Origin of the sequence: Actinomadura citrea (assembly GCF_013409045.1) — a bacterium.
Lineage (GTDB): Bacteria > Actinomycetota > Actinomycetes > Streptosporangiales > Streptosporangiaceae > Spirillospora > Spirillospora citrea.
Map to the genome: position 1 here is coordinate 4,223,524 of NZ_JACCBT010000001.1, position 26,809 is coordinate 4,250,332.

Here is a 26,809-nt window from a genome sequence, read left to right on the forward strand (position 1 = left end):
GGAGGAACACCGAGTGAGCGAGAGCACCCTGCGGGACCAGGCGGCAACCCCGGGCACGCCACCGAGGCGGCGTGCCCGGGGGCTGCCCGGCCTCGCCACCGACGCGTTCCTGCGCCGCCGGGAGGCGACCATCCTCCTGGTGGCGCTCGGACTGCTGATCTACTTCCAGACCGCCAAGTCGGTCTTCCTGTCCCACGACAACCTGGTCAACGTCTCCCAGGGCACCGCGCCCTACGCCATCATCGCGGTCGGCGAGGTGTTCCTGCTCGTCAGCGGCGAGATCGACCTGTCGGTCGGCATGGTCTTCGCGCTGGCACCCTTCCTCATGCACTACATGGTCGACTTCTCCGGCGTCTACCCGATCATCGCGATCGTGCTGGCGGTCCTGGCGGGCGCGCTCATCGGACTCGGCAACGGGCTGGTGACGGTCGTGCTGCGGGTGCCGTCGTTCGTCGCCACCCTGGGCTCGATGTTCCTGGTGCAGGGCATCATGCTCACCACCTCCCACGCCTACCCGGCGCAGATCCCCGAGGCGGCCGACGGCCTGGCGGGCGGGTTCGGGCGCGCCCCCTGGGCGGAGCTGACCTGGTGCCTGGTGATCGTGGTCTTCTTCCACCTGGTCCTCACCCGCACCCGGTGGGGGCTGCACACGGTCGCCACCGGCGGCAACCCGCTCGGCGCGGCCGAGGCGGGCATCCGCACCGGCCGGATCAAGATCGGCAACTTCATGCTCACCGGGGCGCTCGGCGCCTTCGCCGGCCTCCTGGAGGCCTTCCGGGTCGGCTCCATCGACCCGAGCTCGGGCGGGTCGAACGCGATGTTCATCGCGGTGTCGGCGGCGGTCATCGGCGGCACCGCCCTGGCCGGGGGTTCGGGGACCGTCGTCGGCGCGCTGCTCGGCGCGCTGGTGCTGGCCGAGATGCAGAACGGCTTCAACCTCATCGGGATCAGCGCGAACCCGTTCAACATCATCCTCGGGTCGGCGATCATCATCTCGATGGTGCTGAACGTCCACCTGGCCCGGTTGCGAAGGGCGGGGCGCTCATGAGCGAGGCTCTGCGGGTGGAGGGCATCCGCAAACGCTTCGGCGGCGTGGAGGCCCTCGCCGACGTCACGCTGCACCTCGGCAAGGGCGAGGTGCTCGGCCTCATCGGTGACAACGGCGCCGGAAAGTCCACGCTCATCAAAATCATCAGCGGTTTCCAGCGGCCGGACACCGGACGCATCCTCATCGACGGCAAGGAGGTGAGCCCGCGGTCGGTGGACCACGCCCGCTCGCTCGGCGTCGACACCGTGTACCAGGACCTCGCCCTGGTCAACGAGCTGAGCGTCTACCACAACATGTTCCTCAACCGGGAGCTGGTGCGCTGGCCGCTGCTCAGCAACCGCGCGATGCGGCGACGGGCCGCCCGCCAGCTGGCCGACATGGGGGTACGGATCCCGTCGGTGGACGTCGAGGTCGCCAAGCTGTCCGGCGGCCAGCGGCAGGCCATCGCGGTCGCCCGCTCGGTCTACTCCGACGCCCGCATCCTGCTGCTCGACGAGCCGCTGGCCGCGATGGGCGCCAAGGAGGGCACGATGATCCTCGACCTCGTCCGCGACCTCAAGGCGCGGGGCGAGGTCTCCATCATCATCATCGCGCACAACTACGCCCAGGTCCTGGACGTCTGCGACCGGGTCAACCTGCTGCAGCACGGCCGGATCTCCTTCGACAAGCCGACGTCCGAGACCTCCCTGCAGGAGCTGACCGACCTGGTCGTCGCGGACTACCGCCGCAGCCGAGGACTGTAGACCCGCCTTCGGGCCGGGCGCGCCGTGTCCGGCCCGAAGGCGTGACCCGCCTTCGGGCCGGGTTCGGCACCGGTCAGGTGGGCGTGGAGGTCAGGCGGGATTCGCCTGGGCCTTGAGCCAGGCTCTCTGCTGCCCGATGAGGAAGAGCGCGGCCCACAGCGTCCAGATCAGGCCGTAGACGGGGTGTTCGCCGAACAGCGCCCCGACCGCGCCGATGATCGCGCCCAACATCGCCGGCAGGCCGGCCGCGAAGGTCAGGCGGGGCATCGCGGAGGCCGCCGGCAGCAGGCTGATCAGCAGACCCGGGGACACGGCGGCCGCCCACCCCGGCGGGAAGGCCGCGACCACGCCCTCCTGGTGGGGGACGAGCACGATGCAGATCGCGGCGGCGATTCCGCTGAGGGCGCCCAGTAGCATGAGCCTGCCTTCCACCGGGTGACACCAACGATATTCGCGTCCCCGCGAAGGCTGCTCGATCGCCGGGCAGATGACCGGATGTGGGCGTCGATGGCGCCGCTCCGGCCTCTACCGGGCGCCCCCGACCAGCTCGCGCAGGGGGAAGCGCTGCAGCTTGCCGGTGGTGGTGCGGGGGAGCTCGTCGACGAACCGGACCGACCTCGGGTACTTGTACGGGGCGATCGTCTGCTTGGTGAAGGCCTGCAGCTCGGCGGCCTTGTCCGCGTTCCCCTCGACCCCCTCGCGCAGGACCACGAACGCCGTCACCACGGCGCCGCGGTCGGGGTCGGGAGCGCCGACCACTCCGCATTCGACCACGTCCGGATGCCCGATCAGCGCCTGCTCGACCTCGGGCCCGGCGATGTTGTAGCCGGAGGAGATGATCATGTCGTCGCTGCGGGCCTGGTACCAGAAGTAGCCGTCGGTGTCGCGGATGTAGGTGTCCCCGGTGATGTTCCACCCGTCCTGGACGTAGGTCTTCTGCCGGGCGTCGGCGAGGTAGCGGCAGCCGGTCGGGCCGCGGACCGCGAGCTGCCCGGGGGTCCCGTCCGGCACCGGCCGGCCCGCGGCGTCCACCACGGCCGCCTGGTAGCCGGGGACCGGTACGCCCGTCGCGCCCGGCCTGATGTCGTCGTCGGCGGCCGCGACGAAGATGTGCAGCATCTCCGTCGAGCCGATCCCGTCGATGATCCGCACGCCCGTCTCCTCGTGGAACGCCCTCCACACCGCGGCCGGAAGGTGCTCGCCCGCCGAGACGCAGCGCCGCACCCCGGCCAGCAGCCCGGCCAGCCCGGCGGCCAGGATCGCGCGGTAGGTCGTCGGCGCGGTGGACAGCACCGTCACGCCGTGCCCGGCCGCGATCTCGGCGAGCTCGGCCGGAGTCGCCTTCTCGATCAGCAGCGCGGAGGCGCCCGCCCGGAGCGGGAACACCAGCAGCCCGCCCAGCCCGTAGGTGAACCCGAGCGGCGGCGACGCGGCGAAGACGTCGTCCGGCACGGGCTTGAGGAGATGCCGGGAGAAGGTGTCGGCGATCGCCAGCACGTCGCGATGGAAGTGCATGGTGGCCTTGGGCCGTCCGGTGGTGCCCGAGGTGAACGCCAGCAGGGCGACGTCGTCGGCCGCGGTCTCGACGTCCTCGAAGGTCCCGTCCTTGCCCGCCGCCAGGGACACCAGGTCGTCGCCGTCGTCCGAGCCGTAGGGCACGGTACGCATCCCGGGGGTCTCCGCCGCGGCCAGGTCGTCCAGGAAGCGGTGGTCGCACAGCGCCAGGCTCGGCTCGGCCAGTTCGGCGATGGTGGTCAGCTCCCGGGCGCGCAGCATCGGCATGGTCGTGACCACCACGCCGCCCGCCTTGAGCACGCCGAGCCAGGCCGCGGCCAGCCACGGGTTGTTCGGCCCGCGCAGCAGCACGCGGTTGCCCGGCACCAGTCCGAGGTCGTCGACCAGCACCCGGGCCACCTGGTTCGCCCGCCGCAGCACGTCGCCGTAGGTCCACAGGAGGCCGCCGGGGGTGCGGAGGCAGGGGCGGTCGGCGCCCACCGCCCTCGCCGTCTCGTCCAGCAGGACGTGCGCGCAGTTGAGCCGCCCGGGGTGGACGACCTCCGGAAGCGTGAAGTCGAACTCGGGCCACTCGTCGTAGGGGGGCAGGTTGTCGCGGCAGAACGTGTCGACGTGCGCGGAGGCGCTGGGCTCCATCGGGCCACCTCTCCATCCAAGGCGGGCGAAGACTTCGGCCGGCGTGCCGGAAGCATCGCGCTGGAATGAGCGCGGTCAGAGAGTCCGCTATAAAAAAATATAGCTGGGCTGGCCATGTCGTGGTAGTGACCGGCGCCCTGGCCGTGGCGTCCGCGCGCCGGTCGCGCTGGCCGCTACCGGCCCCGGCTCCGCCGGGCGGGACGGCCCGGCGCCTTGTTTAGCCATTGACTTATATAAGCCGCACCGAAATAATGGCCTGATGCACGTGTTCGATGTCCTGGGGGACCCGGTGAGGCGCCGGATCCTGGAGCTGCTCGCCGACGGCGAGCAGACCTCCGGCGCCATCGCCGCGGTCATCCAGGCCGAGTTCGGGATCTCGCAGCCGGGGGTGTCCCAGCACCTGCGCGTGCTCCGGGAGAGCGGCCTCGCGACGGTCCGGGCGAGGGGCGCCCACCGCCTCTACGCCGTGGACTCCGCGACCCTGCGGGAGATCGACACGTGGCTGGAGCGCTTCCGCAGGTTCTGGACCCAGCATCTGGACGCGCTGGGCGCCGAGTTCGAGGACAAGTAGGCCCGCTACGCTCCGAGGAACTCGCCGCCGTTCAGATGCAGGGTCGCACCCGTCACGTGCGGGTGGGAGACGAGGAAGCAGACGGCCTCCGCGCACTCGTCCATGGAGAGGGTTCGCTCCAGAAGGGAGGCCTCCCGATGGCGGGCACGGAAGTCGGGTGTCATCTTCCGGGCCACGGGTGAGTCCTCGACGATGCTGGGGGACAGGACGTTGACGCGCACGTCCGGCGCGAGTTCCTTCGCCAGCGTCCGGGCGAGGGCGATCGTTGCCCCCTTCGCCGCGGCGTAGCACGGGTCGTAGCTACCGCGGTAGGCGGCCGGGGACGACAGGAAGACGATGCTCGACCCCTTCGCCAGCAGATGGCGTGCACTCCGGATGAACAGGAGCGGACCGGTGACATGCGTGGCGAACATCGCCGCCGCGTGCCGGCCGGTCAGCTCGGAGAGCGAAGCGCTCGGCTCCAGATTCGTGGCGATGACGAGCGCGTCCAAGGGCGGGGACGCCGCCGACGCCGTGACGACCGAAGCCTCGTCCCCCACGTCGAGGCTGATGTCGGCGCTCGGCGACCGGGACGCCACCAGACACTCCCAGCCGGCGTCCCGCAACCGCCGGACCACGGCGCCGCCTATCGCGCCCAGCCCGCCGATCACGAGCGCCCGCTGCGATCGTCCTTCCTGAACCTGCGCCATGAGGGCTAACGCGTGACCGCGCCCTGGGACGGCGCGTCGGGCACTGACGCGGACCTCGGAACGCCCTTGAAGGTGAACTTGGCGTTCTCGGTGGTGTCGGGGTTGTCGGGGTCGAAGCCCTCGGTGCCCACGATCACGATCTGGCCGGCCTTGAGCTCGTTGTAGAGGATCTTCTCCGACAGGTTGTCCTCGATCTCGCGCTGGATGGTGCGGCGCAGCGGCCGGGCGCCCAGCACCGGGTCATACCCGCGCAGCGCCAGCAGGTCCTTGGCCTCCTGCCGCAACTCGATGCCCATGTCGCGGTCGTGCAGCCGCTGGTCGACCTTGGCGATCATCAGATCCACGATCTGGATGATCTCCTTGGGCGTGAGCTGGTGGAACACCACCGTGTCATCGACACGGTTGAGGAACTCGGGCCGGAAGTGCTGCTTGAGCTCCTCCGACACCTTGGCCTTCATCCGCTCGTACGAGCCCTGCTCGTCGTTCTGCCGGGCGAACCCCATCGACACGCCCTTGGAGATGTCCTTGGACCCAAGGTTGGTGGTCATGATGATCACCGTGTTCTTGAAGTCCACCACCCGGCCCTGGGCATCGGTCAGCCGACCGTCCTCCAGGATCTGCAGCAGCGAGTTGAAGATGTCCTGGTGGGCCTTCTCGATCTCATCGAACAGCACCACCGAGAACGGCTTGCGCCGCACCTTCTCGGTCAGCTGACCGCCCTCCTCATACCCGACATAGCCGGGCGGAGAACCGAACAGCCGCGACACCGTGTGCTTCTCCATGAACTCCGACATGTCCAGCTGGATCAGCGCGTCCTCGTCACCGAACAAGAACTCCGCCAGCGTCTTGGACAACTCGGTCTTCCCCACCCCAGAGGGGCCGGCGAAGATGAACGACCCACCCGGCCGCTTGGGATCCTTCAACCCCGCCCGGGTCCGGCGGATCGACTGCGACAACGCCCTGATCGCGTCTTCCTGCCCGATCACCCGCTTGTGGAGCTCGTCCTCCATCCGCAGCAACCGAGTCGACTCCTCCTCGGTCAACTTGAACACCGGGATCCCCGTCGCCGTCGCCAGCACCTCGGCGATCAACTCATCGGTGACCTCGGCGACCACGTCCATGTCGCCGGCCTTCCACTCCTTCTCCCGCTGCGCCTTCTGCCCCAGCAGCTGCTTCTCCGAATCACGCAGCGCCGCGGCCTTCTCGAAGTCCTGCGCGTCGATCGCCGACTCCTTGTCCCGACGCACATCAGCGATCTTCTCGTCGTACTCCCGCAGATCCGGCGGCGCGGTCATCCGACGGATCCGCATCCGCGACCCCGCCTCATCGATCAGATCGATCGCCTTGTCCGGCAAGAACCGATCAGAGATGTAGCGATCCGCCAACTGCGCCGCCGCCACCAGAGCACTATCGGTGATCGACACCCGATGATGCGCCTCGTAACGATCCCGCAGCCCCTTGAGGATCTCGATCGTGTGCGACAACGACGGCTCGGCCACCTGAATCGGCTGGAACCGCCGCTCCAACGCCGCATCCTTCTCCAGATGCTTGCGGTACTCATCCAGCGTCGTCGCACCGATCGTCTGCAACTCGCCCCGCGCCAGCATCGGCTTCAGAATCGACGCCGCATCGATCGCGCCCTCAGCCGCCCCCGCACCCACCAGCGTGTGCAGCTCATCGATGAACAAGATGATGTCACCACGCGTCCGGATCTCCTTGAGCACCTTCTTCAGACGCTCCTCGAAATCACCCCGGTAACGCGACCCCGCCACCAACGCACCCAGATCCAGGGTGTACAGCTGCTTGTCCTTCAACGTCTCGGGCACCTCACCCTTGACGATCTTCTGCGCCAACCCCTCCACCACCGCGGTCTTACCCACACCCGGCTCACCCACCAGCACCGGATTGTTCTTGGTACGCCGCGACAGCACCTGCATGACCCGCTCGATCTCCTTGTCCCGGCCGATCACCGGGTCAAGCTTGCCCTCACGCGCCGCCTGCGTCAGGTTCCGACCGAACTGATCCAACACCAACGACGTCGACGGCGCCGCCTCCGACGGACCACCCGAAGCCGCCGGCTCCTTACCCTGATACCCGTGCAGCAACTGGATCACCTGCTGCCGCACCCGGTTCAGATCCGCACCCAGCTTCACCAGCACCTGAGCCGCGACACCCTCACCCTCACGGATCAGACCCAGCAGAATGTGCTCGGTACCGATGTAGTTGTGACCCAGCTGCAACGCCTCACGCAGCGACAGCTCAAGAACCTTCTTGGCACGCGGAGTGAACGGGATGTGACCAGAAGGCGCCTGCTGCCCCTGACCAATGATCTCCTCAACCTGCTGACGCACAGCCTCAAGACTGATCCCCAGGCTCTCCAGAGCCTTGGCGGCAACCCCCTCACCCTCGTGGATCAGACCCAGGAGGATGTGCTCGGTGCCGATGTAGTTGTGGTTGAGCATCCTGGCCTCTTCCTGAGCCAGAACAACAACCCGCCGCGCGCGGTCGGTGAACCTCTCGAACATCTCCTCGCTCCTCCCGGGGCCGCCGGTTACTATCATATTCTAAAGTGATTTGGCGAGGATTGGCGTCTGTTCGCAATGGGCGTAAGAACTCTGGGAGGGCCCCGGTCCCGGCCGGTCCTCCGTATGCCGCCCTCGACCCGGAAGGGACCCATGTCTCTCGAGAACCATCCCATGGTCGACGCGCTCGTCCCCGGGTCCGCTGACCGGCCCGACGACCCCTACCGGCGGCACGGGCATCCGCGACGTCGATCGGGGCCGGGTCCGGCGGCGTCGCGGTCGTCGCGCGAACGGGGCGGCCACGCGGCTCCGTCCTCCCGGCGTGCCGGGTGGGCGTCGGGCATGAGCATCCCGGGCGCGATCAGTCCCGTTTGCGGATCAGCGTGACGCCGTCCCCGATCGAGAGGATGACCGCCTCGACCCGGTCGTCCGCGGCGATGTGATCGTTGAACTCGCGGATCGCCCGGGTGTCGGCATCTCTCGCGCGCCTGGTCGCGGAGACCTCCGCGGGGGGAGCGTCGCCGACGGGGTCGATGACGTGGCCGCGCCACAGGACGTTGTCGGCCAGGACGGCGCCGCCCGGCCGCATGCGCGGGAGCAGTTCCTCGTAGTAGGCGACGTAGTTCTCCTTGTCGGCGTCGATGAAGGCGAGATCGACGACCGGATCCGGGGCGAGCGCCCGTAGCGTGTCCAGCGCGGGGCCGAGCCGCAGCCGGACCTGGTCGGCCACGCCGGCCTGCGCCCAGGCCTCGCGGGCGATCTGCCCCCATTCCTTGTCGACGTCGCAGCACAGAAGGTGGCCGCCCGGGGCGAGGCCCCGGGCGATGCACAGCGCCGAGTAGCCGGTGAACGTGCCGATCTCGATCGCCCGGCGGGCGCCCATGAGCCGCGCCAGCAGGGTCAGGAACGCTCCTTCGTCGGGGCCGATCTGCATCCGCGCCACCGGGCCGAGCCGGGCGGTCCGCTCCATGAGACGGCGCTGTACGTCGTCCAAGGGGAGGCTGTGCGCGATGAGGTAGTCGTACAGTTCCGCCGTCACCGGCGTGGTCTTGAGCGCGCACATGGCCCCGGCCTCTCCGTGTTCTTCCCAGAAACTTTAATAAATTGTAGCAACATCCCTCTCATTTCCAAGGTGCCCACACCGGCCCTGGCGTCCCCTTGTGCTTGCTTTGAGCTGGTCAGTTAAGTGGCCAGTGAAATCCTCGGCCGTCCGGGGCCCTGATGACGTCGCTCGAGCAGGGGTTGACGAGGGCGAATCGCTATATAAAACTTCAGCGAACAGGGCCCCGTCATCGATCCGCGGACCAGGCAGTGGCCCACCACACGTTCTCGACAGACGCTGGAGGTGTCTGGTTTGAGCTCTCTCCGTGAGACGTACGAGTCCCTCAACCTCGAACCCAAGCCGATTCGTCCGCACATCCTCGCCGCGGCCACCGTCGTGTTCGGCGACGACTACTACGCCGGCCGGCGGGAGACCATCAACCTGTCCGGCTTCGTCCAGCTGAACAAGTGGCCGATGCCGGGCTTCGAGCACCGGGTGGACGAGAAGGGCCACGCCGAGCTGGAGACCGAACTGATCAGCGCGCCCGAGGTCGGCATCAAGGGGTACAGCTACGAGCTGGACGACCGCATCCAGGTCCTGTCCAACCCGTTCCTCCCCAACTCCGGCCACGTGCGCCAGATCGTCCCGGGCAAGAACTTCCCGGCCGAGTTCTACATCCGGCGCTTCGGCATCCTGGAGACCAGCACCCTGCGGCTGGCCCACCGCAACGTCATCGACATCTACGGCGTGGTCGACAGCATCCCGCCGTACAAGAAGCCGCTGACCGGCCCGTACCTGGGCAGCCCGCGCGGCGACGGCCCGTTCGACGTGGTGCAGGCGCCCAACGTGGTCCGCGGGACCACCCTGCCCGAGGCCTGGTACCCGGCCAACGACCAGAACGAGCCGGTCGGCCTGACGCCCACGGTGTTCTTCGCCGCGAGCGCCGGCCCGTGCATGTCGATGCTGGTCGACCCCTCCATGATCATGCAGGTCTCGCTGGAGGGCCAGATCGAGGTCGAGTACAACGGCAAGACCGAGGTCATCGAGCTCGAGGGTGACTACCGCAAGGCGGCCGGCACGGAGATCCTCCTGTTCGGCCCCGACAAGCACGACGAGGGCCAGGGCGTGCTCGCCCAGATGGCCCGGGTCGCCATGGTCGGCCACAACGAGGCCCTCGGCGGCCGCGTGATGCTGCGGGCGAGCTGGCCGCGGCCTTCGGGCGGCACGCTGGGCGACGGCACCGAGGACAGCCTCAGCCGGGTCAGGTTCCCGAGTGAGCTGCACATCGACGCCGAGCTCGAGCTCGTGACGCCGCACGGCAACCTGTACGCGGCCAGGCCCGCGCACGTGGCCGGCAAGCTCAGGGACCTCGAGGCCACCGGCAGCGAGCTGAGCATGGTCGGCGCGGACGCGCCGCTCGTCACCACCGACGGCACGGTCAAGGCACGGCTGACCGGCGTCCGGCTGGCGATGCGCGACGCCCACGTCGGCGAGACGGCGGCGGTCAACATCTGAGGTTTCCCGCGAGCCTCTTGACGTGACCGGCGGGACTGGATCTGATGGAAATTCCAATAGTTCCAGTCCCGCCGGGACGTGCGTGCGGCCCGCCCCGCCGGCCGTTCCGGGTACCTGCGAAGGGGAGGCGTCGTGGACCAGCGACTGCTGCTGATGCACCAGGCGATGCTCGCCGACCGGCCCCGGCTCGAGGCCTACGGGCGGGCGCTCGAGGACGCGATCCCGCCCGGTGGCGTGGTGGCCGACGTCGGGGCCGGCACGCTCGCGCTGTCCATGCTCGCGCTGCGGTGCGGCGCCGAGCACGTCTACGCCGTCGAGGCCGACCCCGAGATGGCGGCGGTCGCGGCCAGAATCGCCGAGCAGAACGACCTCAAGGGCAGGCTCACCCTCGTCCAGGGAGACGCGCGCCGGGTGCGGCTGCCCGTCAAGGCGGACGTCGTGGTCTCGGAGATGATGGGCAATCTCGGGCCGGAGGAGCAGATGATGGAGGTCCTCGGCTCCTTCGCGCGGCGCAACCTCGCTCCCGGCGGCCGGGTCGTTCCCGAGCGCCTGGTCACCCAGCTGGCGGCCATCGAGTTCGACGGCGAGGGCTGGGGGATCTGGGACGAGGACTTCCTCGGCTACCGGCTGGACGCGGTTCAGGAATGTATAGCCCCCGCGGCACAGCTGCACTTCTTCCAGCGCCCGCCCACGATGCTCAGCCAGCCGGCGGCCATCGCCGACCAGCGCGGCGGCAAGGGGGGCCAGCAGCGGCCGAGCCGGCGGCTGACCATCAACCGGACCGGTCGGCTGCACGCCATCGCCGGGTATTTCACCGCCACCCTCGCGCCGGGCGTGACGCTGTCCAACCTCCCCTCCTATCCGGGCTGCAACTGGGCGGTCTGGATCTGGCCGCTCCGGCACACCGCGGTGTCGGCGGGGGACGTGCTGCACGTCCAGATGCACCGGCCCGAAGACGTACGGGTGGCCACCGACTGGCGGCTTGAGTGCGGCCTCAGCAAGAAGGGAGGGCGGTGATGCCTTACGCGGCGGGTTCGGTGCGCGACATCCCGGTTCGCGGCGGCCTGAAACTGTGCGGGCTGACCTGGACGGGACAGTACCTCTGGTATTCGGAAGCCGTGCAGAACCAGATCGCGGCGATGGACCCTCGGACCGGCGAGGTGGTGCGAAAGATCCCGTGCCCCGGCGTTCGCACGGACCTGACCACGCTCGGCGGCAGCCTCGTCCAGGTGGTGGGCGAGCAGCGGACCCTGCGCGTCATCGACCCCGAGTCCGGTGACGTCGTCGGCGAGCTGCCCAACCCGCGGCCCGGGCGGCTCCTGTGCGGGCTGGAGGCCACGAGCCAGGGCGTGTGGACGGGATACGAGGACCTCCAGGTCATCGACCTGCGAAGCGTTGAGGACCTGCGGTTGATCGCCAGCTACCCGGTGCGCCGTCCGGTCGCCGGGGTCACCGTCTCCGACGACTACCTGGCGTACGCCGACTACCGCGGATGCTCCATCAACCTGATCGATCTCAACCAGGGACGCGAGGTGGCGTCGATCACGGTCAACGGCAGTCCCACCGGGATCGCCTGGGACGGCCGGCTGATCTGGTACTGCGACCACGCGACCCTCCAGCTGCGGGCGATCGAGGTACCCGGAATCACCGGAGGCAGGCAGGCCCATGACAACGACAGGCGCTGAGCGACGATCGGAGACGATCCCCGCCGGGCGGGGGTCCCCCGCCCTGCTCGCGCTCGCCGGGCGGGGGGCGCGCGTGCTGGCGATCGTCGCCGTGACCCTGGTGCCGGCCGGGGTCGTCGGGCTCGTCCGGACGGCGCTGCGCGGTCGCACGGCGGGACGCCGGTACCTCTACCGGCGGACGGCCGTCCTGCTGATGAGGCTCGGCCCCACCTTCATCAAGGCCGGTCAGGTCCTCGGCACCCGGCGGGACGTGCTTCCCGCGGCGCTCTGCGACGAGCTGTCCGTCCTCCAGGACTCGGTGGCGCCGCTGAACCGCGCCGAGACCCGCCGCGCCTTCGCGGAGGCCTACGGCATGCGGTCGGTCGAAGGGCGCTTCGCACACCTCGTGGAGCGGCCGGTCGCCAGCGGGAGCGTGGCCTCCGTCTACCAGGGCACGCTCGCGTCCGGCGGCCAGGTGGCGATCAAGCTGCGCCGCCCCGGCATCGACCGGGTGATGAGGGAGGATCTCGCGCTGATGAGGGCGGGCGCCTCGCTGGCCGCCCGCCTGCCCGTGTTCCGCGGCGTTCCGGTCACCGACGTGGTGGACAACATGTGCGCCGCCGTCCTCGGGCAGCTGGACTTCGCCCGCGAGGCCGACAGCCTGACGCGGCTGCGCGACAACCTCGCGCCCGTGCCCCGGGTGTGGGTGCCGCAGGTGCACCAGGCCGAGTCCCGGCCGCGCTGCATCGTCATGGAGTTCATACCGGACCTGGATGTGGGCGCCGCGGCGAAATGCCCCCTGGCGATGAGGAAGCGGTTCGCGGTGTCGGCGCTGACGGCCATCTACCAGATGCTGTTCGTCGACGGCTTCGTGCACTGCGACATGCACCCGGGGAACCTCTACTTCACCCGTCAGGGGCAGGTCGTCGTGCTCGACGCCGGCTTCAGCGTGCAGCTGACCGAGCGCCTGCGCCGGCTGTTCGCCGAGTTCTTCATGAACATGTCCACCGGCCGGGGCCGCCGCTGCGCCGAGATCGTCATCGAGAGCTCGGCGGGGGTGCGCGAGGGCGCCGACCTCGAGGGCTTCATCGTGCGGATGGCCGACCTGGTCGAGCGCAGCCACGGCCTGCCGGCCAAGGAGTTCAGCCTGATCGCCTTCGCCACGGAGATGTTCGACCTGCAGCGCCGGTACGGCATCCACGCCGCGCCCGAGCTGATCTTCCCGCTGCTGTCCCTGCTCGTCATCGAGGGCACCATCCGCGAGCTCGACCCGGAGATCGACTTCCAGGAGACCGCGAAGCCCGTCCTCAACCGCGGCCTCTTCGGCGCCCGGTAGCCGGTCCCGGCGCGGGCCGGGCTCCGGTGAGCGTTCGAGGCCGAGTTATATAAGTTTGATATTATTATCCCGTGCACGCGTTCGATGTTCTCGGCGATCCGGTTCGCCGCCGCATCCTGGAGCTGCTGTCCGGTGGCGGACACTCCTCCGGGGAGATCTGCGCCGTCATCCAGGAGGAGTTCGGGATCTCCCAGCCGGCGGTGTCGCAGCACCTGAAGGTGCTGCGCGACAACGGGTTCGCCTCGGTCCGGGCCGAGGGGACGCGGCGCCTGTACGCGATCGACCCCGGGCCCCTGCGCGAGGTCGACATGTGGCTGGAGCAGTTCCGGCGGTTCTGGGCCCAGCCCCTCGACGCACTGGCCACGGAGGTCGCCCGGGGCCGGCGCGAGGGCCGCGGCGCGGCGGGGAACCGGACGTCGCGGAAAGCGTGATCCACTCAGGTCGCCCGCCCCGGGGAGCAGGCGGCTACAGGCGCGCGACGAGGTCGGCGAGCTCGGCGGCGACGGCCGTGGGGGACGGCAGGCCCGCGACCTCCGTGTGGACCTCGGCGGTCGCCGTCCGCAGCGTCTCGTCCTCGAGCAGGCGCTCCAGCATCGTCGCGGTGATCTCATCGGCCGGCGCCATCAGCCCGATTCCCCGGTCGCGCACATCCTGCCCGATGGCTTCGGAGGCCACGTCCTGCGGGTCGAGGGCGACCATCTGCGGGATGCCGGCCTCCACCGCGGTCAGGACGGTGTTGGCGCCACCGTGGTGCACCACCGCCGAGCACGTCCGGAACAGCTCGCCGAAGGGGACCCAGCCGTCGGCGGGCCGGACGTTCGCCGGCAGCGTGCCCAGGGCGGAGGCGTCGACCTTGCCGAGCGCGAGCACGAAGTCGGCGTCCACCTTCGAAGCGGCCTCGATGACCGGAGGCAGGGTGCCGAGGCCGAAGAACCTGGCCGAGAATCCGCCTCCGAGCGAGAGCACGACTCGCGGCCGCTGCGGCCGCTGCCGCCACAGCCCGCCCAGGACGCCGCCGCCGTCGTAGGAGTGGCCGCCCATGAACCCGCCCTCGGGCCTGGCGTGCAGCATGCTCGGCGGCAGCCGCTCCAGGATCATCGCGGGACGCGGGATGGCCGGGACCCCGTACTCGGCGCACAGATCCGACAGCAGGCCGGCCGTCAGCTGATGGGTCCGCCCGGTGGTGAAGGGCCCGAGGTTCCGCTGGACGGCCGGAACACCGAGCCTGGCCGCCGCCATCGCCCCGACGGTGGTCGTCTGCTCGTAGACGACGAGGTCCGGGCGCCACTGGTCGACCACCTCCATGGTCCCGGGGACCAGCGGCCGGTTGAACCCGGCGAACATGGGCGCCCGGGGGGAGATGTCCCTGTCCGGCCCGACATTGCGGTACCACGTCTTCGCGAACTCGGGATCGTCCTCGAAGACCTTCTTCGCGATCGCCACGGCGTCGTAGCCCGGCGCGACGTCGACCACCGGCAGCCCCGCGTCGGCCGCCCACTCGGGGCGTTCCGCGAGCGCCACGAGCACCTCGTGACCCGCCGAGCGGAAGGCCCATGCCAGGGGCACGAGCGTGAAGACGTGGCCGGCCGCGGGGACGGAGATGAACAGCACGCGCATGGTGGAATCCTCCCTGGGGCATGGACCGAGCGCCGACGAGGAAATCTCCGGTCTACTCCTCCAGGAGATTACTATATATAGTTCAAGTGTCTAGCGAGCTGGAGGAGTTCGTGACGCTGCCGATCTGTCCGCCCGACCTGTCGGCCAGGCCGTACCGCGCGATCGTGGACCACCTCGCGGACGCGCCGGCCGACGCGGTGTTCCGCGCCTGGACGGAGCGGTTCGACCAGTGGTTCGCCCAGCCGGGTGAGATCGTCATGAAGGCCGAGGTCGACGCGCCCTACTTCTTCCAGACGTTCCACGAGGGACGGCGGCACCCGCACTACGGCCGGTTCCTCCGGGTCGACCCGGACCGTCTGATCGAACTGACGTGGCTCAACGAGGCGGGAACCCGCGGGGTCGAGACGGTGCTGACCGTCGAGATGTCACCCCGGCCGAGCGGCTCCCTGCTGCACCTGACGCACGCGGGCTTCCCGGACGACAAGGTGAGGGAAGAGCACGAGACTGCGTGGAGATCGATCCTCCTGAACCGCCTCGATCCCATCCTGCGCGGGGCGGAGGCCTGACCGGTGGCGACGCGCGCCACGCGTTCCCGATCCGAGGAGTGTTCCGCATGGCCACTGCCGAAGAGTACGAAGCGCTCTTCAAGGCTTTCGACCACGACGGCGACGGCATCATCGAACAATCCGACGTCGACCTGCTGGTGCAGCGGTGGTGCCGCGCGCTGCACGTCTCGCCCGGCTCCCCGCAGTGGCTGGCGATCACGCGACCGTCCAACAGGCTGTGGCAGCAGTTGAAGGGGCGCGTCGACGAGGCCGGGGACAAGAAGGTGAGCAAGGGGGAGTGGGTCGCCTCGCACGAGCAGCCGGGCTTCATCGAGAACGTCGCCATTCCGTGGGGCGTCGCCGTGTTCGACATGGGCGCCGACGCCGACGAACGAGTGTCCCTCCAGGTGTGGATGACGACGCATTCGGCCACGGGCTACCCGCAGCTGGAGAGTCTGGCAGGGTTCCAGCGCCTTGATGAGGACGGGGACGGCTATCTCGACAGGGACCCCTTCGTGAAATACATCGAAGACTTCTACCACCGCGACAACGCCTGATCGGTTCTGGACGGACGGCTTCGTCATCGCGGGCCCCGGACCGGCTCCGTCGAGCGCACTGGCGTGGCGCGGGCGCGACGGCCACCGGCCGCCCGGCCTCCAGGGCATCTCATTAGACTTGCCTTATATAAGCTCCGGGTTTATTATTTGCCCTGGACGGCCCGAGCGCGGAGTGAGTGAGGGAGGCGGGCGAGATGACGACGTCCCAGCCGGTGGCGGACGAGAGACTGCGCGGACCCCTGCTGACGCCCCGCGAGCGCCCGCCGAGGGCCGGCGCGCTCTCGGCGTCGCTGACCTTCGCGCTCCGCTCGCTTCTGAAGATCAAGCGGGCGCCCGAGGGGCTGTTCGGCGCCCTGCTGCAGGCCGTCATGTTCACCCTGCTCTTCACCTACCTCTTCGGCGGTGCCATCGCGGGGTCCCCCGGCGCGTACCTGGACTTCTTCCTCCCCGGGGTGTCGGTCATCGCGGTCGTGCTCGCGAGCATGAACACCGGGTTCGGGCTGAACGTGGACATCGACCAGGGGGTCTTCGACCGGGTGCGGTCGCTGCCGGTGTGGCAGTCGTCGGTGCTGGTCGGGGCGATGCTGGGGGATGTGGTCCGGTACGCGGTGGCGTCGGTGGTGCCGTTGCTGCTGGGGCTGGCGCTGGGGTTCCGCCCGGACGGCGGGCCGGCCGGCGTGGTGCTGGCGCTGCTGTTCCTCCAGGTGTTCGCCTTCAGCCTCGCCTGGATCTGGGCCCTGGTCGGGGTGGCGGTGCGCCAGGCGGCGTCGGCGCAGATGCTCATCATCACGCTGGACTCGGTCCTGCTGTTCGGCAGCAACATCATCGCGCCGCGCGAGACCATGCCGTCGTGGCTGCAGACCGTCATCGGGGTCAACCCGATCACGCACGCGGCGACGGCCGTGCGCGGGCTGATGCAGGGCACCGAGACCGCGGGCCAGATGGGCCGGGCGTTCCTGGCCTGCGCGATCCTCGTCGCGGTCTTCGCGCCGCTCACGGCGTACGCGTACTCGCGGCGCGGCCGCGGGTAGCGGCGAACGGGCCGCCGCGCCCCTCCCGAGGGGGAGAGGCAGGCTGTGCTACTTTAATTTGAAGTAGCATCGGTGGAGCGGTGGCGCGACCGCACCCGGTCCGGACGGAGGGTCATGCCTGGCCAGCACACATCGGGTTCCGCGCCCGTCCCAGAGGAGCCGGGCGGCTCCCGGTACGTCGCCGAGTACCTGGAACGTCTCGGCATCGGCGACCCGGGCGAGCCGTCGCTCTCCGGACTATTCGCCCTGCACCGGGCCCATGTGGAGCGGGTGCCGTACGAGGTGCTGGAGATCCAGTTGGGACGGCCGACCACCGCGGACCCGCGTTACGCGGCCGGTCAGGTGCTGAAGGGGCGCGGCGGGTACTGCGTGCAGCTCAACGGCGCGTTCTCCACTCTGCTGACGGCGCTCGGATACGACGTCACGTGGCACCGGGCCGGCGTTCACGCCGGCCGGAAGCTGCCGCCGGTCGGGCCGGCCGAACCGGCCCCGCACCTGGTGCTCACCGTGAGCGTCGAGGGCGGGGCCTGGATGGTGGACGTCGGCCTCGGCGACGGGCTGCACGAGCCGCTGCCGCTGCGTGCCGGGGCGTACCGCCAAGGACCCTTCACCTTCCATCTCGGCCCCTCGCGGTTCGGGTCCGGCGGCTGGCGCTTCGAGCACGACGACGGCGGCGCGATCGCCGGGCTCGACTTCTCGATGGAGCCCGCCGGTCCGGCGGACTTCGCCGAGTGGCACCCCTACCTGGCGACCGATCCCGAATCGCGCCTGGTGCGGACCGTCGCGGTGATGCGGCGCGACGCGACGAGCGTCGACAGCCTGACGGGATGCATGCTGCGGCACGTCGACGACTCCGGCAGGACGACCAGGGAGCTCGGTACCTTCACGGAGTGGTACGGCGCGCTCGCCGAGGTCTTCGATCTCCCGCTGGCGGACGTGGGTCCGCAGGAGCGGACCGCGCTGTGGACGAAGGTCCGGGGCGCCCACGACGCCTGGCTCGAGGCGAGGGCCCGGCGGTCAGCGGCCCGGACCTGAGGACGACGCCCGGGCTGAGGAGAACGCCCGGGCCCGGGCGCACCGGCCGGGCTATGCCGGAACCTCGACCCGCGTGTCGTCACCGACGACCAGCCGGGGCCGGGCCGAGGCGCTCACGCTGGCGTTGCGGCCGATGATCGAGTCGTGCAGCCCGGCGAAACCGGAGATGGACGCGTTGTCGAGGACGATGGAGCCGGTCACGCCGGTGCGCCGCAGGACGCAGCCCCGGCCGATCGACGTGCGGGGACCGATGTGGCTGTCCTCGATGACCGAGCCCGCACCGACGATCACGGGGCCCTGGATGCGGGAGCGCACGATCCGCGCTCCGGCCTCGACCACGACCGCGCCGTCGATCTCGCAGTGCGCGTCGACGTCACCGGCGATGCAGGGCTGCAGCGTTTCCAGGAGCCGGCGGTTGCAGTCCAGGACGTCCTCCGCGCGGCCGGTGTCCTTCCAGTAGCCGGCGTACTCGCTGGCCCGCACGTCCGCGCCCCGGGCCAGCAGCCACTGGACGGCGTCCGTGATCTCAAGCTCCCCGCGCGCGCTCGGCTCGATCGAGGCCACCGCCTCATGGATGGCCGGGGTGAAGAAGTACACCCCGATCAGTCCGAGATCGCTCCGGGGGTCCTCCGGCTTCTCCACCAGGCGCTCGACCCGGCCTTCGACGTCCAGCTCCACCACCCCGAAGGCGCGCGGGTCCGCCACCTTGTGCACCAGCACCTGGGCGTCGGGGCGCTGCGCGGCGAAGTCCAGGGCGACGTCCGCGACTCCGTGGGGCAGCATGTTGTCGCCCAGGTACATCACGAAGTCGTCGTCGGCCAGGAAGGAGCGAGCCAAGATCACGCAGTGCGCGAGACCGAGCGGCCTGTCCTGGTGGATGTAGGTCACCCGCGCGCCGAACCGGGAACCGTCGCCCGCGAAATCGATGATCTCCTGGGCCCGGTCGCCGACGATGATGCCGATCTCCGTGACACCGAGGGCGCGGATGTTGAGAAGGACGTACTCCAGAACCGGCTTGTTGGCGATCGGCATCATCTGCTTGGCCATGGAGTGGCTGAAAGGACGCAGCCGCATTCCCGATCCACCCGACAGCACCAGAGCTTTCATCGGTTGCTTCCTCGCAGGCGCGTAGAAGGAGCGTCGGCCTCCTGCCAAGGGGACAGGAGCCCGGCGGAGATGGTTTCGGCCATGGTGGGCGCCGCCGCGTCCCCGTCGGACAGCAGCGGCGGCTCCGTGATCCCCCAGGGAAGCGCGAGGTCGGGATCCAGCGGGTTGATGGAGATCTGGGCGTCAGGCGTGTAGGTGCTGGACAGGGCGTAGCAGATGCAGGTGTCGTCGGTGAGCGCCAGAAAGGCGTGGCCGGCGCCTTCGGGGATGTAGACGCTTCGGCCCGACCCGGCGTACAGCTCGTTGACCGCGTGGTGCCCGAACGCCGGGGAACCGACCCGCAGATCGACCACGATGTCGCGCACCGCGCCGCTGACGCAGGTGACGTACTTGGCCTGACCGGGCGGGACGGTGACGCTGCGGATGCCGCGGAGCGTGTTGCGCCGCGACGTCGAACAGTTGATCTGACGCGGTACGAAAGGGCGCCCCAGCGTGACGTCGAGGACGTCGGCGCGCATGACCTCGAAGAAGTCGCCCCGCCGGTCGGAGTTGTGGTCGGAGGTGAAGACGTAGGCCCCGGGAACGGCCGTCTCACTGACGTGCATGCCGCGCCGATCGTGACAGTCGCATCGCGGGGCCGCCTTCAGCCCCGGTCGGCGCGGTACGTCGCACGGAGGCTGGTCGAGGGGGCCAGCCAGGCCATGTCGGCGACGTTGGCGCGCGCGTGGGTCCAGTTCGCCACCAGCCGCCAGCCGCGGTCCTGCATGTAGGCCGCGACGGCCTGCCGGGTCGCCCCGCAGTGGTAACGGGCCTCCGCGCTGCCCTCGATCACGGCCAGGTCCAGCCGGTCCAGGTCCGCGCCCGCCAGCACGTCCAGTTCCGCGCCCTGGGCGTCCACCACGAGCACGTTGCAGCCGTGCTGGACCTCGCGCACCGGAACGACCTCGGTGGTGTCCAGCCTGGTCACCGTCATCGGCGGCAGCGGCGCGAGCAGGCTGGCCTGCTGGTCGTACTCCGTGACGTGCAGGGTGGCCGTTCCGCGCTCTCGCCCCGCCGCTGCCAGGACGACCTCCTGGGCGGGCCGGCCCCCCTCCGGCTCCGGCCGGCCGGACAGGTGGCGCCCGAGCTCGCGGGCGAGCGCCGCGGAGTGGTCGCGGTTGGGCTCCACCATGACGAGCCGCCGGAAACCGCACCGGACGAGCGCCGGCACTTCCTGTCCGATATGTGCCCCGACCTGCACCACTCCCACCGGTGCCACGCCGAGCCGGTCCATCAGCCCCGGGAGCTGCCGCTCCCATCGGACGTACACCGGGGCGGCGGACCGGTCGATCTCTGTCAGGGCGTGGCCCTGCGAGGCGGGGGAGGACCCGTGGGACATCGACGTACCTCCAGAGAAGACGGACACCACCGCGGTGTTAACTTTAGAAGCATATAGTACAGTGAGGTGGCACGGCGGGCCCGGGGAGCTCCTCCCCAGGATCGCCTCCGCGGCGGGCGGCACCGATGAGTCCGCCGGCGGAACGCGGGACGGACCGGGACGCCGTCGGTTGAGGAGTCATACATGGCCTTGCGTGATGTACGTGTCCTGCTTCTGTATCCGCCGAACCAGACCGCCCCGGGGACGGTGTGCAAGCCGAACGGATCGCTCGCGTATCCCAACCTCGGCGGCGCCCTGCGCGACCACGGCGTCGACGTGCGGGTGTTCGACGCGTGCGTCGGCGACGACTCCGACTCGCTCGACGCGATCTTCGACAAGCCCGGTCAGCTGCCGAGCGGCCTCCTCCGGACGGGCGTCAGCGACGAGCGGATCCTGGAAGAGGCGGCGGCGTACGACATCGTCGGGATCACCTCGATCTTCACGGACCAGGAGACGATGGTCCTGCACTGCGCGCGACTCCTCCGGGCGGCCTTCCCGGAGAAGGTCCTCGTCTCCGGCGGGGTCAACGCGCGGTCGCGGCTGCCGCAGTTCTTCCGGGCCGGTTTCGACGTCGTCTGCCTCTCCGAGGCCGAGGGCACGATCACGAAGATCGCCGACGAGGTGCGCAGGTCGGCCCGTCCGGACTTCGCGGCGATCAGCGGCGTCGCGTTCCTGGACTCCGGTGAGATCCGCGTCAACCCCGCGCGCCCGGACGACGTGGTGTGGGATCTGGACACCCTGCCCATGCCGGCCTGGGACCTGCTGCCGAACGAGCGGTACTGGACCCTCGCCCGGCCGCACTCGGGCGTGTGGGAGTCCGGTACGGAGCTGCGCTACGCGGACATGATGACCTCGCTCGGCTGCCCGTTCCACTGCGCCTACTGCCATATAGCGGGAGAGCAGGAGGGGAGCATGAGCGGCCCCATCGGGCGCTACCGCGCCAAGTCGGACGATCGCGTGCTGCGGGAACTGGACGTCCTGAAAGGGCTGGGCGTGGAGCACGTGATGATCGAGGACGACTCCCTCCTCGGGAACAAGAAGCGCGCCCTGCGGCTGCTGCGGAAGATCCAGGGCGCCGGAGTCAACATCTGCGATCTGAACGGCATCAACATCATCCACCTCCTCAAGCGGTGGAAACCCGATCACGAGGTGCTGGAGGCCCTGGCCGAAGCCGGGTTCACCCAGCTCAACCTGCCGTTCGAGTCGGGCAATCTCCGGATCCTGCGCAAGTACGCGAGCAACAAGCTGAACATCGAGATGGCCGACATCGAATCGCTGATCGTGGCACTGAAGGACTACGGGTTCAAGATCTTCGGTAACTACATGATGGGTTACCCGGACGAGACCCTGGAGGAGATCCAGACCACGATAAACCTGGCCCGCGACCATGTGTCCTTCGGTCTCGACGCCGCGAACTTCTTCATCGTGGTCCCGCTCCCGGGGACGCCGCTGTTCGACACGGCGATCTCGGAGGGGCATCTCCGGAGCGACTTCGACCCGGACACGATGAACATCTACCGGGCGAACATGTCCGGAACGGTGGTGCCGTCGCATGTCCTCGAGGAGTTGCGCAGCCGCGCGTGGGAGGAGGTCAACTCCTCGACATGGAAGAACGCGAAGAAGGCCTGGGCCGCGACGGAGAGCTGACGGCCCTCGCGCGGCGCCGGGCCGGCGACGGTCCCGGAAGGGCCGGGCCATCGCGGCGAAGGCGCCGGCCCGCACGGCCGAGGTTCCGCGATGCGCGGCCAACTGGGTATACACTTCTAAAGTGAACCTGGGAGGCGGTACGGGTACGTGAATCAGCGTCGGAACTACGGACAGTACTGCGGCCTCGCCGGCGCGCTGGACATCGTCGGTGAGCGCTGGACGCTGCTCATCATCCGGGAACTGCTCACCGGACCCTGCCGCTACAACGAGCTTCTGGCCAACCTGCCCGGTCTGGGGACCAACCTGCTGGCGGACCGGTTGAAGTTCCTCACCGAGGTCGGAATCATTCGACAGCGGCCCCGCGAAGGTTCGAAAGTCCGGGTGTACGAACTCACGGAGCAGGGCGAGGGCCTGCGCGAGGCGGTGCTCGTGCTCGCGCGCTGGGGGCTCGGCGTGCTCACGGAGCCCAAGGCCGAGTACATCGTGCGACCCAGGTGGGCGGTGCTCGCGGTGGAGGCGATGGCGGCCCCGACCGTGGAAGGCCCCGACGAGCAGTACGAGTTCCGCATCGACGACGACGTGTTCCACATCACGGTCCACGAGGGCAAGGTGTCGGTCGCCCATGGGAAGGCGACCGTCGAACCGGCGCTCGTCGTCCACACGGACGCGGTGACCTTCGTCGACATCGGTGCCGGGCGCCTGGACCCGCTGGAGGCGACGCTCACGAGGCGCATCGTCATGGAGGGCGACGAGGACGCGATCATCCGCTGCTCGCGCCTGCTCGGCCTGGTGGCCTGAGAGAGCACTCCCGCCCGGGGAGTATCAGCGGCCGGCTTCCGGCCTTCAAAGGCAGATCTCGATAGCCGCATGCCCCGTGCCGGTAATACCGCATGCGTCCGGGGACGCGCCCCCGGTGCCGCGTTCTGCGGCGGATCTTCCGTCGCCGCGCCGCCGACCGCGCCGGAGTTGGAAGTCTTATCTTGACGCCGTCGCGACGATAGCTTTTACTGGCGGCGAGCGCCTCTATTTCCATGACGACATGACGAGACGTTACACCTCGGCGCAGAGTAATGAGCCCACTACGTGATCGCCATCGACATGAAACCATCAGCCCACTCTGATCGCCGATAAGACGGAAAGCGAAGAGCGGTCGCAGCCGTCATCGGGAAGGTGCCATCAGTGGAGCATGTGCGCATGACCAGGCCGGCGCGTCCGAACCTCAGCGCGGGTGGCCTGACATCATATGGCTTCGCCATCGAAGCCGCGATCGGTCGACGCCCCATGCGCTACCTGATCGGCCGCCGTTTCTCCGACCACTCGGCGGTGACCACCCTATTCGTTCTGCACCCGCAGATCCTTGCCGGAAGTCATGTGTGGATAACCGAGAACTCCGCTCGCGGTGAATGCGAAGTGGAAACGCATATACCCACGATGAGGAATTCGGTTCGCCTGGTCGAGCGCTACCTGTTCGACTGCCTTCCACTGACCGACATCGGATACCTGGATCTCATGGCCTGGCGCTATCCGGGGTTGGGCGCCACTCCCGAGGACGTCGAGGTCGACATGTCCTGGAGCCGGTGGCCCGCGGCCGAGCCGCGGTGCTATCTGGGACCGGTCACCACGCCCGGCCTCACCGTCACCGAGGCGATCGACCACGAGACCGGCCTGGTCGTCGCGCGTGCCGTCGAGCGTCTCCGGATACCGTTCCGCCGCTGGGAGGTCGTGGAGATGGGCCGTCCGGACGTGGGTGGATTGCCCGAGCGGGTCAGGGCCTGCCGCACGCGGACCGGTGGCTGGACGGACTTCCGCCGTGTCGGGGAGCCGGTCCCCGTCCCGCAGGAGGCCTTCGACGCCGGGCCCGCACGACTCCGGGAGGCGCTTGAGCGCGGGCTCTCCGGAACGGCGGCCTGATGGTGGATCGTGCCAGTGCCCGCTCTCTGGCGGCGCGGACGGTCCGGATAGGCGCGTGCGGCGGAGCGGCCGCGGTCCGCATGGCGGCCATCGCCGCGACCTCGTCCGAGGGCACTCGCGGAACGCGGCTGGCCGCCGAGCTCGCGCGTCTCATGGAACGGCTGGGCGGGGCGTTCGTGAAAACCGGGCAGATTCTCGGAACCCGCGTGGACCTCGTGGGGGAGACGCTCGCGACCGCGCTCGGCAGGCTGCATGACGACGTGGAGCCGATGACCCCCGAGGAGGCGCTGCGGACCATGCGCGCCGGGCTCGGCCTGACGCCACCCGAGTTCGTGCGGGCGGTCGGGGGGCCGTCGGTGGCCGGCGGCTCGATCGCCTGCGTGTACCGCGCGGAGCGCGGGGGCCGGGTGCTCGCGGTGAAGGTGCGCCGCCCCGGCGCGGGTGCCGCGATCGCGGCGGACATGGCCGTGCTGCGGGCCGCCGCCGGTGCCGCCGCACGGCTCCCGGCTTTCCGGCGGGTGCCGTTCATGGAGATCGTCGACCAGGTCGGCGACTGCCTCATGGCCCAGCTCGACTTCGGCGCGGAGGCGGCGAACCTGCGGCGGCTGCACGACGATCTCGCCGGGATACCGGGCGTCGTCGTCCCGAGGCCCGTCCCCGAACTGAGCGGGGACGGGGTCATCGCGATGGAGTTCATCGAGGGTCTCGATCGCGGCGTGATCGAGGACCTCCCCGCGCGGGTCCGCGAGGCGCAGATCACCTCGCTGGTGCACGCCGTCTACCGGATGCTGTTCATCGAGGGTTTCCTCCACCTCGACCTGCACCAGGGGAACACCTATTTCAAGCCCGACGGCACCGTCGTGCTCCTGGACGCCGGTCTGGTCTTCCGAATGAGCCCCAGGGCGCGGGAGAGGTTCACCGGCTTCTTCGCCGGCATGATCCGAGGAGACGGGGAGGTGTGCGCCGACATTCTGCTGTCAACGGTGCGGCGCACGGACCCGGAAACGGATATTGCGGCCTTTCGCGCTGAGATATCCGACCTTGTCCTGCGAAATGTCGGTATGGTGGCCCGAGACTTCGATCTCCCCGCGTTCTGCCTGGATCTCTTCGATCTGCAGCGGAAATATCGCCTCTACGCCGAGCCGGAGTTCATATTCCCCATGCTCTGCCTGCTCACGTTGCAGGGTGTGGTCAAGCGCCATCACCCGATGATGGACTTCCAGTTGGAGGCCGCGCCTTTCGTGATGCACGGCCTTCTCGTCACGAGCGGCGCGACCGGCTGAGGTGCCGTCCCGGCAGGAGCGCCAGAGGTGACCGTGCCGGGTGCAGGGCCGGGGCCCATCGGAGTCGTGCGGGACCCTCAGGACCGGCTGTGAATGGTAACCCCTGGCGGTGTGATCTCCGCGACTTTATGCGGGCGGCTTTGCCCGTCATGGAATAAGCGGCGGGGTGCGGTTTCGGTGATGGTGTGCATTCTCAGCCGGTGAGGCCGGCCGGTGGATGGCGCCAGGCGGCCGAGCAGGGGATTTCGCGGTCTCGTCCCGAGGCGGTCGGCCTCCCGCCATCGCGGGCCGGCACGACGCCGGCGCCGCCTGCCGGGGCAGGTCCGCGCCCCGATCGCCGGCGTGAGGGCCTTGCCGTCGGCGCCGGCCGCGCAGGAGCCGGGCCCGGACCGCACGAGTTTCCCGGAGACGTCGCGCATGGGCGCGATGAGCGAGATCACGCAGAGCCCAACGCCATTGAGCTGATCTTTTGTGGTGGGACAACTTCATAGCGTGGCTTCGCGCTGTTCGGGCCGACGCGAACCGTCCGCGCGGCTTCCCGAGCCCGCCTGTCCGAGACTACTAAGAGCATGTCTCATGTGGCCGGATGACGGATGCGGCATGATCGGTGTTCGTGTTGTCGGACCTTGCGATCCGGTTGGTGCCGGATGAGCTGTGGGAGATCGTCGGCCCTCTGATCCCGGAGTTCGCGCCGCGGCGGCAGGGCGGTGGGACGGCGCCGGTGAACGATCGGATGGTGTTCACCGCGATCGTGTACGTGCTGACCAGCGGGTGCGCCTGGCGGCATCTGCCGGCCGAGTTCGGCGTGAGCGTGCCCACCGCCCACCGGCGCTTCACCGCGTGGACCAGGGCGGGGCTGTGGCCGCGCCTGCACCGCGCCGCGCTGGAGGAGCCAGGGGCGCGCGGGCAGCTCGACTGGGCGTCGGCGATCGTGGAGGCCGCCGCCGCCCGTGCGAAACGGGCGGCGAACTGACCGGTGCCCGGACAGGGCCGGTCGGGCGAGCCCCTGGAAACGGGACCTCCGAATCCGTCGTCGATCCGAGCCGGCCGCCCCTCTCGCGCGTCGTGCCGCCGTCGCCGGTCATAAGAATCTCACCCTTCCACGTGAGACACGCTTGAAAGGTCAATGTTCCTGGTGCATCTCGGTGAGATCACCTTGGCAAGGCGTTAATAACCGATTCGCCCTATTGACAACCTGGTGAAATAGTTTGACGATGACCATCATTGCTGCTCACCCCGACGGCTGGAGACGATCGGAGGTGGGCGGGCGACGGGCGTTAGGCGTGATCGAAGGGGGGCGGCCGACGGTGGTGGGCGACCGGAGGGGGCCGAAATTAAGTCTGCCAGGGAATTCGCGTGCGCCACGTCCAAGGGGATC

General features: G+C 69.5%; 26 protein-coding genes. 17 read left to right on the forward strand and 9 right to left on the reverse strand.

Annotated features, from left to right (window positions below; translation table 11 throughout):
* The first annotated feature begins 13 nt into the window (after positions 1 to 13).
* Positions 14 to 1,048 carry an ABC transporter permease gene (locus BJ999_RS19760; RefSeq protein WP_218935141.1) on the forward strand — a complete coding sequence of 345 codons (1,035 nt, stop codon included), beginning with the start codon at positions 14 to 16 and terminating at the stop codon, positions 1,046 to 1,048.
* Entirely contained in the window at positions 1,045 to 1,791 is a 747-nt protein-coding gene (locus tag BJ999_RS19765; protein ID WP_179834656.1) for an ATP-binding cassette domain-containing protein, read from the forward strand. The genes BJ999_RS19760 and BJ999_RS19765 overlap by 4 nt, the downstream gene beginning before the upstream one ends.
* Positions 1,792 to 1,881: 90 nt before the next feature.
* Here BJ999_RS19765 and BJ999_RS19770 read toward each other — a convergent pair whose 3' ends face one another.
* Entirely contained in the window at positions 1,882 to 2,208 is a 327-nt protein-coding gene (locus BJ999_RS19770; protein WP_179834657.1) for a hypothetical protein, read from the reverse strand.
* A 108-nt stretch (positions 2,209 to 2,316) separates the two neighbouring features.
* On the reverse strand, positions 2,317 to 3,942 hold the full coding sequence (locus BJ999_RS19775; RefSeq protein ID WP_179834658.1) for an AMP-binding protein: 1,626 nt from the start codon (positions 3,940 to 3,942) through the stop codon (positions 2,317 to 2,319).
* 259 nt (positions 3,943 to 4,201) lie between these two features.
* Between BJ999_RS19775 and BJ999_RS19780 the strand changes: the two genes are divergently transcribed.
* Complete coding sequence (locus BJ999_RS19780) at positions 4,202 to 4,513, forward strand: ArsR/SmtB family transcription factor (RefSeq protein ID WP_179834659.1); 312 nt, start codon at positions 4,202 to 4,204, stop codon at positions 4,511 to 4,513.
* 5 nt (positions 4,514 to 4,518) lie between these two features.
* On the opposite strand, the gene BJ999_RS19785 is transcribed toward BJ999_RS19780, so the two are convergent.
* The 3 genes from BJ999_RS19785 to BJ999_RS19795 form a co-directional block, all read right to left on the reverse strand.
* The gene (locus BJ999_RS19785; RefSeq protein ID WP_179834660.1) at positions 4,519 to 5,202 is read right to left on the reverse strand and encodes an SDR family NAD(P)-dependent oxidoreductase; all 684 of its coding nucleotides are present in this window, start codon (positions 5,200 to 5,202) and stop codon (positions 4,519 to 4,521) included.
* 5 nt (positions 5,203 to 5,207) lie between these two features.
* Complete coding sequence (locus BJ999_RS19790; protein ID WP_179834661.1) at positions 5,208 to 7,727, reverse strand: ATP-dependent Clp protease ATP-binding subunit; 2,520 nt, start codon at positions 7,725 to 7,727, stop codon at positions 5,208 to 5,210.
* Positions 7,728 to 8,085: 358 nt separating this feature from the next.
* Positions 8,086 to 8,787 (reverse strand): O-methyltransferase, encoded by a 702-nt coding sequence (locus BJ999_RS19795; RefSeq protein WP_179834662.1) that lies wholly within the window; start codon positions 8,785 to 8,787, stop codon positions 8,086 to 8,088.
* A 291-nt stretch (positions 8,788 to 9,078) separates the two neighbouring features.
* Here BJ999_RS19795 and BJ999_RS19800 point away from each other — a divergent pair, with 291 nt between their 5' ends.
* The 5 genes from BJ999_RS19800 to BJ999_RS19820 all read left to right on the forward strand — a co-directional run bounded on the left by BJ999_RS19800 (position 9,079) and on the right by BJ999_RS19820 (position 13,712).
* Entirely contained in the window at positions 9,079 to 10,281 is a 1,203-nt protein-coding gene (locus tag BJ999_RS19800) for a DUF6004 family protein (RefSeq protein ID WP_179834663.1), read from the forward strand.
* A 132-nt stretch (positions 10,282 to 10,413) separates the two neighbouring features.
* Positions 10,414 to 11,298, forward strand: a complete 885-nt coding sequence (locus BJ999_RS19805; protein ID WP_179834664.1) for a class I SAM-dependent methyltransferase — start codon at positions 10,414 to 10,416, stop codon at positions 11,296 to 11,298.
* Positions 11,298 to 11,966: an NHL repeat-containing protein gene (locus tag BJ999_RS19810; RefSeq protein ID WP_179834665.1), complete on the forward strand. Its 669-nt coding sequence runs from the start codon at positions 11,298 to 11,300 to the stop codon at positions 11,964 to 11,966. Before BJ999_RS19805 ends, BJ999_RS19810 begins: the two co-directional genes overlap by 1 nt.
* The gene (locus BJ999_RS19815) at positions 11,947 to 13,281 is read left to right on the forward strand and encodes an ABC1 kinase family protein (RefSeq protein ID WP_179834666.1); all 1,335 of its coding nucleotides are present in this window, start codon (positions 11,947 to 11,949) and stop codon (positions 13,279 to 13,281) included. Before BJ999_RS19810 ends, BJ999_RS19815 begins: the two co-directional genes overlap by 20 nt.
* A gap of 71 nt (positions 13,282 to 13,352) precedes the next feature.
* Positions 13,353 to 13,712 carry an ArsR/SmtB family transcription factor gene (locus BJ999_RS19820; RefSeq protein ID WP_179834667.1) on the forward strand — a complete coding sequence of 120 codons (360 nt, stop codon included), beginning with the start codon at positions 13,353 to 13,355 and terminating at the stop codon, positions 13,710 to 13,712.
* A 34-nt stretch (positions 13,713 to 13,746) separates the two neighbouring features.
* Here the strand turns inward: BJ999_RS19820 and BJ999_RS19825 are convergent, their stop codons facing one another.
* Entirely contained in the window at positions 13,747 to 14,898 is a 1,152-nt protein-coding gene (locus BJ999_RS19825) for a nucleotide disphospho-sugar-binding domain-containing protein (protein WP_179834668.1), read from the reverse strand.
* Positions 14,899 to 14,984: 86 nt separating this feature from the next.
* On the opposite strand from BJ999_RS19825, the gene BJ999_RS19830 reads away from it, so the two are divergent.
* The 4 genes from BJ999_RS19830 to BJ999_RS19845 all read left to right on the forward strand — a co-directional run bounded on the left by BJ999_RS19830 (position 14,985) and on the right by BJ999_RS19845 (position 18,066).
* Positions 14,985 to 15,464 (forward strand): SRPBCC family protein, encoded by a 480-nt coding sequence (locus BJ999_RS19830; protein ID WP_218935142.1) that lies wholly within the window; start codon positions 14,985 to 14,987, stop codon positions 15,462 to 15,464.
* 47 nt (positions 15,465 to 15,511) lie between these two features.
* Positions 15,512 to 16,000: an EF-hand domain-containing protein gene (locus BJ999_RS19835; RefSeq protein WP_179834670.1), complete on the forward strand. Its 489-nt coding sequence runs from the start codon at positions 15,512 to 15,514 to the stop codon at positions 15,998 to 16,000.
* Positions 16,001 to 16,194: 194 nt separating this feature from the next.
* Complete coding sequence (locus BJ999_RS19840) at positions 16,195 to 17,031, forward strand: ABC transporter permease (protein WP_179834671.1); 837 nt, start codon at positions 16,195 to 16,197, stop codon at positions 17,029 to 17,031.
* 114 nt (positions 17,032 to 17,145) lie between these two features.
* On the forward strand, positions 17,146 to 18,066 hold the full coding sequence (locus tag BJ999_RS19845; RefSeq protein WP_179834672.1) for an arylamine N-acetyltransferase family protein: 921 nt from the start codon (positions 17,146 to 17,148) through the stop codon (positions 18,064 to 18,066).
* Positions 18,067 to 18,117: 51 nt separating this feature from the next.
* Here BJ999_RS19845 and BJ999_RS19850 read toward each other — a convergent pair whose 3' ends face one another.
* From BJ999_RS19850 to BJ999_RS19860, 3 genes are read right to left on the reverse strand one after another with little or no spacing between them, the layout of a single operon-like run.
* Positions 18,118 to 19,173: a glucose-1-phosphate thymidylyltransferase gene (locus BJ999_RS19850; protein ID WP_179834673.1), complete on the reverse strand. Its 1,056-nt coding sequence runs from the start codon at positions 19,171 to 19,173 to the stop codon at positions 18,118 to 18,120.
* Complete coding sequence (locus BJ999_RS19855; RefSeq protein ID WP_179834674.1) at positions 19,170 to 19,778, reverse strand: dTDP-4-dehydrorhamnose 3,5-epimerase family protein; 609 nt, start codon at positions 19,776 to 19,778, stop codon at positions 19,170 to 19,172. The genes BJ999_RS19850 and BJ999_RS19855 overlap by 4 nt, the downstream gene beginning before the upstream one ends.
* A gap of 38 nt (positions 19,779 to 19,816) precedes the next feature.
* Positions 19,817 to 20,551, reverse strand: a complete 735-nt coding sequence (locus BJ999_RS19860; RefSeq protein WP_179834675.1) for an FkbM family methyltransferase — start codon at positions 20,549 to 20,551, stop codon at positions 19,817 to 19,819.
* Positions 20,552 to 20,734: 183 nt separating this feature from the next.
* On the opposite strand from BJ999_RS19860, the gene BJ999_RS19865 reads away from it, so the two are divergent.
* The 5 genes from BJ999_RS19865 to BJ999_RS19885 all read left to right on the forward strand — a co-directional run bounded on the left by BJ999_RS19865 (position 20,735) and on the right by BJ999_RS19885 (position 26,404).
* The gene (locus BJ999_RS19865; protein ID WP_179834676.1) at positions 20,735 to 22,237 is read left to right on the forward strand and encodes a B12-binding domain-containing radical SAM protein; all 1,503 of its coding nucleotides are present in this window, start codon (positions 20,735 to 20,737) and stop codon (positions 22,235 to 22,237) included.
* Positions 22,238 to 22,384: 147 nt separating this feature from the next.
* Positions 22,385 to 23,035: a winged helix-turn-helix transcriptional regulator gene (locus tag BJ999_RS19870; RefSeq protein ID WP_179834677.1), complete on the forward strand. Its 651-nt coding sequence runs from the start codon at positions 22,385 to 22,387 to the stop codon at positions 23,033 to 23,035.
* A 381-nt stretch (positions 23,036 to 23,416) separates the two neighbouring features.
* On the forward strand, positions 23,417 to 24,148 hold the full coding sequence (locus BJ999_RS19875) for a hypothetical protein (protein ID WP_179834678.1): 732 nt from the start codon (positions 23,417 to 23,419) through the stop codon (positions 24,146 to 24,148).
* Positions 24,148 to 25,431, forward strand: a complete 1,284-nt coding sequence (locus BJ999_RS19880) for an ABC1 kinase family protein (RefSeq protein WP_179834679.1) — start codon at positions 24,148 to 24,150, stop codon at positions 25,429 to 25,431. The genes BJ999_RS19875 and BJ999_RS19880 overlap by 1 nt, the downstream gene beginning before the upstream one ends.
* Positions 25,432 to 26,071: 640 nt before the next feature.
* Entirely contained in the window at positions 26,072 to 26,404 is a 333-nt protein-coding gene (locus tag BJ999_RS19885) for a transposase (protein WP_179834680.1), read from the forward strand.
* Positions 26,405 to 26,809 lie beyond the last annotated feature (405 nt).

Bases quoted from the DNA above. Each gene is read 5' to 3' on its own strand.
- BJ999_RS19855 (WP_179834674.1), bottom strand. From the start codon at position 19,778: ATGCACGTCAGTGAGACGGCCGTTCCCGGGGCCTACGTCTTCACCTCC.
- BJ999_RS19780 (WP_179834659.1), top strand. From the start codon at position 4,202: ATGCACGTGTTCGATGTCCTGGGGGACCCGGTGAGGCGCCGGATCCTG.
- BJ999_RS19865 (WP_179834676.1), top strand. From the start codon at position 20,735: ATGGCCTTGCGTGATGTACGTGTCCTGCTTCTGTATCCGCCGAACCAG.
- BJ999_RS19815 (WP_179834666.1), top strand. From the start codon at position 11,947: ATGACAACGACAGGCGCTGAGCGACGATCGGAGACGATCCCCGCCGGG.
- BJ999_RS19790 (WP_179834661.1), bottom strand. From the start codon at position 7,727: ATGTTCGAGAGGTTCACCGACCGCGCGCGGCGGGTTGTTGTTCTGGCT.
- BJ999_RS19765 (WP_179834656.1), top strand. From the start codon at position 1,045: ATGAGCGAGGCTCTGCGGGTGGAGGGCATCCGCAAACGCTTCGGCGGC.
- BJ999_RS19770 (WP_179834657.1), bottom strand. From the start codon at position 2,208: ATGCTACTGGGCGCCCTCAGCGGAATCGCCGCCGCGATCTGCATCGTG.
- BJ999_RS19840 (WP_179834671.1), top strand. From the start codon at position 16,195: ATGACGACGTCCCAGCCGGTGGCGGACGAGAGACTGCGCGGACCCCTG.
- BJ999_RS19785 (WP_179834660.1), bottom strand. From the start codon at position 5,202: ATGGCGCAGGTTCAGGAAGGACGATCGCAGCGGGCGCTCGTGATCGGC.
- BJ999_RS19835 (WP_179834670.1), top strand. From the start codon at position 15,512: ATGGCCACTGCCGAAGAGTACGAAGCGCTCTTCAAGGCTTTCGACCAC.
- BJ999_RS19775 (WP_179834658.1), bottom strand. From the start codon at position 3,942: ATGGAGCCCAGCGCCTCCGCGCACGTCGACACGTTCTGCCGCGACAAC.
- BJ999_RS19880 (WP_179834679.1), top strand. From the start codon at position 24,148: ATGGTGGATCGTGCCAGTGCCCGCTCTCTGGCGGCGCGGACGGTCCGG.
- BJ999_RS19850 (WP_179834673.1), bottom strand. From the start codon at position 19,173: ATGAAAGCTCTGGTGCTGTCGGGTGGATCGGGAATGCGGCTGCGTCCT.
- BJ999_RS19860 (WP_179834675.1), bottom strand. From the start codon at position 20,551: ATGTCCCACGGGTCCTCCCCCGCCTCGCAGGGCCACGCCCTGACAGAG.
- BJ999_RS19825 (WP_179834668.1), bottom strand. From the start codon at position 14,898: ATGCGCGTGCTGTTCATCTCCGTCCCCGCGGCCGGCCACGTCTTCACG.
- BJ999_RS19795 (WP_179834662.1), bottom strand. From the start codon at position 8,787: ATGTGCGCGCTCAAGACCACGCCGGTGACGGCGGAACTGTACGACTAC.
- BJ999_RS19810 (WP_179834665.1), top strand. From the start codon at position 11,298: ATGCCTTACGCGGCGGGTTCGGTGCGCGACATCCCGGTTCGCGGCGGC.
- BJ999_RS19845 (WP_179834672.1), top strand. From the start codon at position 17,146: ATGCCTGGCCAGCACACATCGGGTTCCGCGCCCGTCCCAGAGGAGCCG.